This is a genomic window from Ruegeria sp. AF8 (assembly GCF_056541825.1).
On the sequence record NZ_JBQFYW010000051.1, the window covers coordinates 1 to 5,057 of the forward strand.

The following is a 5,057-nucleotide window of genomic DNA, read 5'->3' on the forward strand; positions in this document are numbered from 1 at the left end:
ACATCACATAGTGAAACGCACCAAGCACAACCGCAGGATAAACCAACCGATGCAAACCGCGCCAACGCGAACCCAACCGACGCAAAGACCACCGCGAACAAATATGCGCCCGCGACCGACAGACGCCGTTCAGACTCTGAACTGTCCTGTTCCTGAGCAACAGCCTTGAACGCCTGAGGTCCGAATATTCGACACCGCGCCATGAATTCACTTGTCTCGCCTCCTGGCCAATACTATAGAAAGGCTCGGCGCTGATGCACGACATCTGAAAATGACGTTGCACTCACTCAACGCCTCGTTTCATCTGGGAGCGACCCTGTCAGGTGGAAGCCGGAAAGCTTTACCGCGCAGCCGACGAGGGTGTTGAAGGCCGAACAAGAAGGATGCCGCTGTAGCTCAGCTGGTAGAGCACGTCATTCGTAATGATGGGGTCGTAGGTTCGAGTCCTATCAGCGGCACCACCCTTCTCCGATAGCACCCAGATTTTTGCACTGGAATCAACACCTTCAGCAAGCCCGCAAGGTGGCGTTTGCACTTTCGATTTTCAGACATACGGGCTAGGCTGCGTTCAGAGATCCGGTTGCTTAAAAAAGAAGCCAGCATTGTCATCTCTGGAGCAGTCAACTAAGTTCCTACAATGATTGGCACAAAGCAGATAATGTCGGTATTGCTCGCTGCCGTTCTGGTCGTTCTGACCGCGTTTACAGGCAGCGCGCATGCATTGTCGAAGAATTGTGCTGGTGCGCATTGTGATGATCATGTGCACTCGTCGATAAACACCCACCATATTGAACACACTTCGACCGTTTCGCGCGGAGACGAACCACAAGAGCCCAGCAGCGTGACACACGAAGGTTGCAACCCATTCATGTGTAATGTTTTGGTTCTTGCTTCGCATCATTCTGACACTCAATTTGTTCCGCCTGAGACTGTCTTAACGTGGCACGTCAAATCTCTCTCTGCTCTTCAGGAGCCGGATACCCCAGACAGACCACCCAACCTCTAAAACAGTTCTCCGACGCTGTTCACGGCCGTGAACACGCTCCTGTGTGCCGCGAAGTATTTGCGGTTTCTCCCTGTTTCACAAGGTTAGGACCAATACATGAACCAAAAATATCTCCTGATCGGCGCATGCGCCGTTGCAGCCGTCGCTGCCTACTTCTTTCTACGCCCCGCAATAGTTGACGACACCGTGCAATCGGCACGTACCGAGGGCAGTGCGATGGTGGCAATCGAGATGCCGCCTATCGAAGGAAATGCGGCCATCGGGCAACGGATATTCGAAAACGCGTGCGCCGCATGCCACGGAACTCACGCGGTCGGTGTCGAAGGCGCAGGACCGCCTCTGATTCATGTTATCTATGAACCCAGCCATCATGCAGACGAGTCCTTCCAACGCGCGGTCGCGATGGGCGTCAGGAGCCATCACTGGCAGTTTGGCGACATGCCACCAGTCGAGGGCCTGACCCGTGGCGACGTGGCCATGGTCATCGACTACATCCGCGAAATCCAACGCGCCAATGGAATAAGCTGAGGAACCTCACAATGAAGAAGCTCACCACTTTTGCATTGATTCCAATGCTTGCCACAAGCGCTTTTGCCCATTCGAGCGTGGACGCCACCACTCCCGAAAACGGTGCGACAATTACCGAAGTGCCCTCTGAGATCAGTTTCAATTTCGCGGATGATATTCGCCTGACAAAAGTTAACATGATCCATCAGGATGTTCATACCGTCGCGCTTGATCTTGGAGATCAGACAGAGTTTGGGCGCACGTTCGCGCTGCTGCTTCGCGCCCGTCAGGGCGATACATTCGACATTCGGTTTCTGAACCAAATTGGTGAACGCTCGGCGGTGCATTGGCACGGGCTTCGCATCGACAATGCGATGGATGGCGTGCCGGGGATGACCCAAGGCGTCGTCGAGACGGGTGCTGAGATTCAATACAGCTTTCAAGCACCCGATGCGGGAACATTCTGGTATCACTCGCACAACCGGTCTTGGGAACAGGTTGCCAAGGGTCTCTATGGCCCGCTGATTGTTGATGAACCGACCCCGCCCGATGTGGAACACGATCTGATCGTTATGATTGACGATTGGCGCATGACCGAAAGTGGCGCACTCGCCGGTGATTTCGAGAACATGCACGATCAGGCACATCAGGGGCGGCTGGGCAACTATGCCCGCGCGCTTGTCGATCCGAAAACGCCCGTCCGACGCGGCGATCGCGTGCGCCTGCGGTTGATCAACGTCGCGACAGACCGGATATTCCCGATTGAGCTTGAAGGCATCGACGGCAAATTCGTTGCTTTCGACGGTATGCCACTACCGAGCCCGCAAGCAATTTTCAACCTCGTTCTCGCACCGGCGCAACGCGCGGATATCATTGCGGATGTGACGTCAGCCGATCAGATCGCCTTTGTCTTTCCAACGCGGGATGATCCCTATCTGCTGGGCGAAATCCCGGTTGAGGGGAAGAACATCACACGGCAACCATCCAGGATTCCCGTACTGCCACCAAATGAGCAGAAACAACCGGATTTGGAGAACGCAGTGGCTCTGACGCTCACCATGCAGGGTGGGGCGATGAGCCGCCCCGCAAGCACACAAACTGATATTTGGGCGTTCAACGGGCAATCGGGCTTGACGGATACACCGCTCCATAGGTTTGAACGCGGCCAAACGGCGCGCATCCGTCTGGTGAACGACACCCGTTTTCCGCATGGCATCCATCTGCACGGGCATCATTTCTTCGAAGTCGGGGCGGACGGCAGTTTAGGCGCTTTCCTGGACACAACACTCATGGATGCAGGCGAAACCCGCGACATCGTCTGCGTGTTCGACAATCCCGGAAAATGGCTGTTGCACTGCCACATGCTGGGGCATCAGGCGGCGGGTATGAAGACATGGGTGGAGGTCGCATGAAACGCGTTCTGTTCATTGTCGCGTGTAGTATCGCGACCAGCGCAATTGCTGGCCACGAAATGGACAACCGCGATTTGACCAATGGGCAGGACCACTACGCCGAACAATGCGCGTCCTGCCACGGGGCAAATCTGGAAGGACAGCCCAACTGGCGCAAACCAGATGAAAACGGTGTTCTGCCTGCACCGCCCCACGATGAGACGGGGCACACATGGCACCACGACAACCAACTTCTCTTCGACTACACCAAACTTGGTGGAGCAAAGACACTGGCAGCGCGCGGCATCAAAGACTTCAACAGCGGCATGCCGGGCTTTGAGGGCACTCTGACTAACGAGGACATATGGGACGTTCTGGCCTATATCCGGTCGACTTGGCCTGACGATGTTCAGCAAATGCAGGCCAGTCGCAACCTTCCGCACGAGTAGAACCGGGGCTCCCAATGCAGATTGCGGTCTTGCGAAGTCAGTACGTCGAGCATTCACCTTGGCCTGCAATGTCGTCGTGACTTAAGTGCCCAACAAGTTTTGAAGCGCTAAAAATGGATGGGTGTAACTCGCGAAGTCGCCAAGAGTGCGATCAGCAGGATCACATAGGTGCCAATGACCCAGAGGAACATGGAGTGCAAAGGCAGCGTCTTCATACCCATACTGTGACTCGGCATATTTTCCATTTTGTCATGGGACATACCATTCATCTCTGAAGACACGTGACCGTTACCGGGTGCCGGGCCATCGGCCCCGGGCAGGGTCATACATCCGTGTTTCAGGTGATTGGCAACCAGCCAGTAATTGATCGGGAATGCAACAAAACCACCCACAATTGTTGCCACGCTCATACGAAACCAGAAGGTCGGAGAGAGCGGGTCTTCCGATTCAGGCCAAGCCGCTGCCAACAGGACCATGGTCGGAATCATGCCCGTCATTACCATGTTCATCGACACGGTCTCTGCGAAAAAAGACTTTCGGACCGCTTGCGAATAACGTCCATACATCGAAAGCATCATAAGGGCTTGAAAGATGAAAAGCCCCGAGACGAAACCAAAAGTGTATTCGACGGTGATGTCCCAACCATTTGGTAGCGTGAAGAAATGAACGAGGCTTGCAGCAACAATGATGCCTGTGGCGTCGCCTGCCAAACAATGCATTTCGCTGTTGACCCCTTGTTTCCACGTTGCGCGCGTGAAACGGTCATGTCCGCCCGGAAACGGTCGGCGGCAGGTGACTAAATAGAAAAATAGGCCGACTGGTCCTGTATAGACCGTCACTAGAATCCAAGCCATACGCTGAACCCAACTGGTCACGCCATTGCTTATTGAATCCCAAACGACGAAACTTACGCTGGCACCGGTCAACAAAAACCAGACACACATCGCACCGTTGAGCACATTGAACTCCCTGAAATGCAAACCCCGCTAATGGCATGAACGGTCACCGATTCGCCCGCGACGTGATGCCGGTGCTTTCAACATCAAGCGTTCCGGCATCCGCCATACCCGTTTTTGTGATCGCCGGGTGAACGAAGGCACTGGCCGAATCGGCGGCACAGCGTTGTTGGATGGCCAGATCGAAAATTCCGGACATTTCATGTCGCTGACAACCGGTCACAAAATCGACATGACCCTACATAAACGTATCATTGCGGTAAAGATGTAGCTGTGGCGAGGGGTGCCGGCGGCGGTTCGTCCACTGCGCGCAGCAATGCCATTGCCAAGAAGGGTCTGCGCAACGTGCTGATACATTTCGGAATTCTGCAGGGCGAGATGCAGATTGATGAGATCGTGAACCTGACGATGCCGGATGACAACTGCTTTTTGTTCAGCGAGAACGACGGGCTGTACGAGGCGATGGTGGATCTGGGCGCACCGGTCTCCAAGGGCGATCTGGTCGCCCGCATCTGGCCACTGGACCGGACCGGACGGCCGCCGCGGGAATACCGGGCCCGCCGAGACGACCTGATGATCAGCCGCCATTTCCCCGGCCTGATCAAGTCCGGTGACTGCGTGGCGGTTGTCGTCGTTGCCAGCCATACGCACACTGTGCCCGGCTAGGCCACGGCCTTTCTTTTTCCCAACTATGCGGGGTTTTTGGAGGGATTATTCATCGAATAGTCTCTGGCCACCTGTCCCGGGC

Annotated in this window: 5 protein-coding genes, 1 tRNA gene and 1 pseudogene; 5 read left to right on the forward strand and 2 right to left on the reverse strand. The window is 55.2% G+C overall.

Features of this window, described 5'->3' with window-relative positions; translation table 11 throughout:
• Positions 1-385 precede the first annotated feature (385 nt).
• The 4 genes from ACR0AO_RS25145 (at position 386) to ACR0AO_RS25160 (ending at position 3,353) form a co-directional block, all read left to right on the forward strand.
• Positions 386-461 (forward strand) — tRNA-Thr (locus tag ACR0AO_RS25145).
• A gap of 641 nt (positions 462-1,102) precedes the next feature.
• A complete protein-coding gene (locus ACR0AO_RS25150; protein ID WP_480609676.1) occupies positions 1,103-1,534 on the forward strand; it encodes a c-type cytochrome in 432 nt (143 codons plus the stop codon).
• Between the two features lie 11 nt (positions 1,535-1,545).
• On the forward strand, positions 1,546-2,925 hold the full coding sequence (locus tag ACR0AO_RS25155; protein ID WP_480609679.1) for a multicopper oxidase domain-containing protein: 1,380 nt from the start codon (positions 1,546-1,548) through the stop codon (positions 2,923-2,925).
• Entirely contained in the window at positions 2,922-3,353 is a 432-nt protein-coding gene (locus ACR0AO_RS25160) for a c-type cytochrome (protein WP_480609681.1), read from the forward strand. The genes ACR0AO_RS25155 and ACR0AO_RS25160 overlap by 4 nt, the downstream gene beginning before the upstream one ends.
• Before the next feature lie 107 nt (positions 3,354-3,460).
• On the opposite strand, the gene ACR0AO_RS25165 is transcribed toward ACR0AO_RS25160, so the two are convergent.
• Both ACR0AO_RS25165 and ACR0AO_RS25170 read right to left on the reverse strand, forming a co-directional pair.
• On the reverse strand, positions 3,461-4,312 hold the full coding sequence (locus tag ACR0AO_RS25165; protein WP_480609683.1) for a DUF4396 domain-containing protein: 852 nt from the start codon (positions 4,310-4,312) through the stop codon (positions 3,461-3,463).
• 43 nt (positions 4,313-4,355) lie between these two features.
• Positions 4,356-4,508 carry a hypothetical protein gene (locus tag ACR0AO_RS25170; protein WP_480609686.1) on the reverse strand — a complete coding sequence of 51 codons (153 nt, stop codon included), beginning with the start codon at positions 4,506-4,508 and terminating at the stop codon, positions 4,356-4,358.
• An 86-nt stretch (positions 4,509-4,594) separates the two neighbouring features.
• On the opposite strand from ACR0AO_RS25170, the pseudogene ACR0AO_RS25175 reads away from it, so the two are divergent.
• Positions 4,595-4,975 (forward strand): annotated as a pseudogene (locus tag ACR0AO_RS25175) (N-alpha-acetyl diaminobutyric acid deacetylase DoeB); the annotation flags it as partial.
• Positions 4,976-5,057 lie beyond the last annotated feature (82 nt).

Bases quoted from the DNA above. Each gene is read 5' to 3' on its own strand.
- ACR0AO_RS25150 (WP_480609676.1), top strand. From the start codon at position 1,103: ATGAACCAAAAATATCTCCTGATCGGCGCATGCGCCGTTGCAGCCGTC.
- ACR0AO_RS25155 (WP_480609679.1), top strand. From the start codon at position 1,546: ATGAAGAAGCTCACCACTTTTGCATTGATTCCAATGCTTGCCACAAGC.
- ACR0AO_RS25160 (WP_480609681.1), top strand. From the start codon at position 2,922: ATGAAACGCGTTCTGTTCATTGTCGCGTGTAGTATCGCGACCAGCGCA.
- ACR0AO_RS25170 (WP_480609686.1), bottom strand. From the start codon at position 4,508: ATGTCCGGAATTTTCGATCTGGCCATCCAACAACGCTGTGCCGCCGAT.